The organism is Olsenella uli, assembly GCF_901212655.1.
GTDB lineage: Bacteria > Actinomycetota > Coriobacteriia > Coriobacteriales > Atopobiaceae > Parolsenella > Parolsenella uli_A.
In genome coordinates, this window is sequence record NZ_CAAKON010000039.1 from 25 (window position 1) to 3,012 (window position 2,988).

Consider the following 2,988-nt stretch of genomic DNA (forward strand, 5'->3'; position numbering starts at 1 on the left):
TATGGCGGCGCTGCTCGCGGCCTCGCTTCTGATGCTGGCCGCCTCCGCGGTCGTCTCTCTCGGGCTGTACGGAAGGCGCGAGCTGTAGGCCGAGCCGTCAACCGACGTGCCGGCGCGGACCGGACGTCATCCTTCTCGACGTGAACCTGCCGGACGGAGACGGATTCGAAGTGTGCCGCAAAGTGCGGGAGAGCGTCGCATGCCCCATCGCTTTCCTCACCGCGCGGGTGGAGGACGCCGACGCCATCGCGGGATTCGCCGCGGGCGGAGACGACTACGTCACGAAGCCGTTCTCCCTCGAGGTCCTCGGCGCGCGCGTGAGGGCGCACCTCGCCAGAAGCGAGCGCTCGTCCGAGCGCGCCGTCGTCGGCTTCTCGTGCGGGACCTCGATCGATTTCGGCGCCCGCGAGGCACGCGTGAACGGGCGTCCGGTAGAGCTCGCCCGGAAGGACTTCGGCATCGTCGCCCTTCTCGCCAAGCGGCCCGGCCAGGTCTTCGACCGCGCCATGGTGCACGACCTGGCATGTGACGAACCGGGAGACCCCTCCGTCGTCACGGAGCACATCCGCCGCATCCGGCGAGCCTTCGCGCAGGCCGGTTGCGAGACGGACCCAATCGCCACGCAATGGGGAGTGGGCTACTCGTGGCGCGCGTGAAGAAGGCGGTCGGGGACCTGCGCGCCCGCATCGCCAACTGCTCGGTCAAGGCGGCGTTCGCGTTCTACGCCGCCATAGCGATCATTGCGGCCATCGCGCTGACGGCCGCCTTCTCCGTCGTAGCCTCCCACGTCGCGGAGAGCACGGTAGGGGATGACTCCGACGCGTACTCGGGGACCTTCGTCTTCGATGAAGCTTCGAACTCCCTCGTTCCCGCCGAGACGCTGTCGTGGTACGAGGCCCCCGCCTTCGAGTCCCTTTATGGGCAAGACGGGACGGAGGCCCCGAAGGGCGAGAGCGCCGGGACAGGTGCCGTCAGCCTCTACGTCGAAGGAAGCCCCCGCGCCGACTCAAAGCCCATCCCCCTCGGCAACCTGCCCGCCACGGTGCCCGACGGCACGATCCTCGACGCCTCGTGGACGGCAAGTGCGTCCGACGTCCACGACGATCCCCTTTCGTTCTCCGAAATCGCCGCCTACGATGCGGCGGAGCGTCCCGCGCGGCCCGGTTTCGACGCCGCCCTCGCCCTCGCCGAACGGCTGCCCGACAACGCGGGCGGCGAAAAGCCCATCGTCTCGAACGTCGCCTACTACGTTCCCTACCCGGACGACTCGCCCGCCTACCGCGCGGTAGCCTGGGGCTACATCGCCTCGGTGCCCGCCGTCTTCGTCGCCTGCCTCGTCGTGGCGGGCAGGCTCTTCTATCGAGACCGCATCGCCCGCCCCGTCGCCGCCATGGAGGAAGCGGCGGCCAAGATCTCCGACGGAGACCTCGACTTCAACATGGAACCGCAGCGAAACGACGAGCTCGGGCGGCTGTGCGCCCGCTTCGAGGACATGCGTGCCGAACTCGCCCGGTCGAAGAGCGAAATGTGGCGCGCGGCGGAGAACCGCCGACGCGTGAACGCCGCCTTCGCCCACGACCTGCGAACTCCCCTCACCGTCGTGCGCGGGCGCGCGGAGCTCATCGAGATGACCGCAGACGGAAAGGTGAAAGAAGCCGCAGCGGTCATCCGGCGCCAGGCCGGGCGCCTCGCCGCGTTCGCCGACTCCATGAGCGGGGTCGACTCTTTGGAGGACGCGCCGCTGCGCAAGGAAGCCCTTCGCGCCTCGCGCGCTCGAGCCGTTCTGGCGAGGAGCCGAAGAGCGCACGGGATCTGCGGGCGGATCCGACGGCCACATGGGCCTGGGCCTCTACATCTGCTCGGTCCTCTGCGCCAAGCACGGGGGCTCGGTGTCCGTGTCGGATGCGCCCGAGGGAGGCGGCATCGTCGTCGCGTCTTTCGATGTCTCTTCCTGACGGAGCGCCGCCGCGGAATCTCTCGTCTGTTGAGGGTTTCTTGACCTTCGCCTCCTAGGATCGAGATGCAGGCGAAGGGAAGGCGGCGAAGATGCGCTGCTCGAAAGCCGAGAAAAAACAGTGGATCGAGGACGAGGCCCTGGCGTCCAAGCGGGCCATGGTCGGGCGGGCGTCGTGCGTTGCGGGTGCCTTGGTCGTTGCGGCATGCGTGGTGCTCGGGCCGCGGGCCTGGGCCTTCTTTTCGGACATAGACGCGGTGCGCGCCTGCATAGAGGCACAAGGCGCGCTCGCCCCGCTCGCGATGGTCGCGACGGTCGCCGCCCAGATCATCGTCGCCGTCCTGCCAGGAGAGCCGGTCGAGCTCGCGGCTGGCTACCTGTTCGGATTCTGGGAGGGGACCGCCCTTTGCCTTGCGGGCGCGCTCGCTGGAACGCTCGCCGTCGTAGCGCTCGTGAAGACCCTGGGCACGAGGCTCGTCGGGCTGTTCTTCACCCGCGAGCAGATGGGGTCCGTCCCATGGCTCAAAGATCCGACACGGCTCGAAGCGGTCATGTTCGCCGTGTTCCTTATCCCCGGGACGCCCAAAGACGTCCTCACCTACGCCGCGGCGCTCACGAGCTGCCCCTGGTGGAAGACCGTCGCGATCACCACGATAGGGCGCATCCCCTCGGTGGCCTCGTCCACCCTTGCCGCCGGCTTCGCCGCCGAGGGGAACTGGATCCTCGCCGCCATCACGCTCGCCATCGCCGCAGCGCTCGCAATCGCAGGAGGCGCACTCTACGCAAGAGGGAGAAGCGGGCATGAAGCCCATCCCCCTCGGTCGTCCCGCCGCTCAAGCCAGGCCGGCGAGGATGCGGGCAGTTCGCCAACATCGGCAACGCTTCGATTGCCCTGGGACTCGACAACGCCGGAAGACAACGGAGGCAGCCGCCCGAAATAGAAAAGGTCCTCGAACTTCTTGTATCTCGTTGAGCCGCCACCAAGCGGGGTAGGTTTTCGTGAGGTGGGACTTGTCCGCCGGATAACGCCGGAT

General features: G+C 68.3%; 2 protein-coding genes and 3 pseudogenes. All 5 read left to right on the forward strand.

The features are described 5' to 3' along the window. Positions 1-119: 119 nt before the first annotated feature. Positions 120-308, forward strand: a pseudogene (locus EFAMC2_RS10365) (response regulator transcription factor); the annotation flags it as partial. Between the two features lie 108 nt (positions 309-416). Then, the gene (locus tag EFAMC2_RS10370; RefSeq protein WP_261980187.1) at positions 417-656 is read left to right on the forward strand and encodes a winged helix-turn-helix domain-containing protein; all 240 of its coding nucleotides are present in this window, start codon (positions 417-419) and stop codon (positions 654-656) included. Beyond that, positions 626-1,681 (forward strand): annotated as a pseudogene (locus EFAMC2_RS07265) (HAMP domain-containing protein); the annotation flags it as partial. The gene EFAMC2_RS10370 and the pseudogene EFAMC2_RS07265, both read left to right, overlap by 31 nt. A gap of 145 nt (positions 1,682-1,826) precedes the next feature. Next, positions 1,827-1,955, forward strand: a pseudogene (locus EFAMC2_RS10580) (hypothetical protein); the annotation flags it as partial. A gap of 190 nt (positions 1,956-2,145) precedes the next feature. After that, on the forward strand, positions 2,146-2,895 hold the full coding sequence (locus tag EFAMC2_RS07270; protein WP_261980186.1) for a TVP38/TMEM64 family protein: 750 nt from the start codon (positions 2,146-2,148) through the stop codon (positions 2,893-2,895). Positions 2,896-2,988 lie beyond the last annotated feature (93 nt).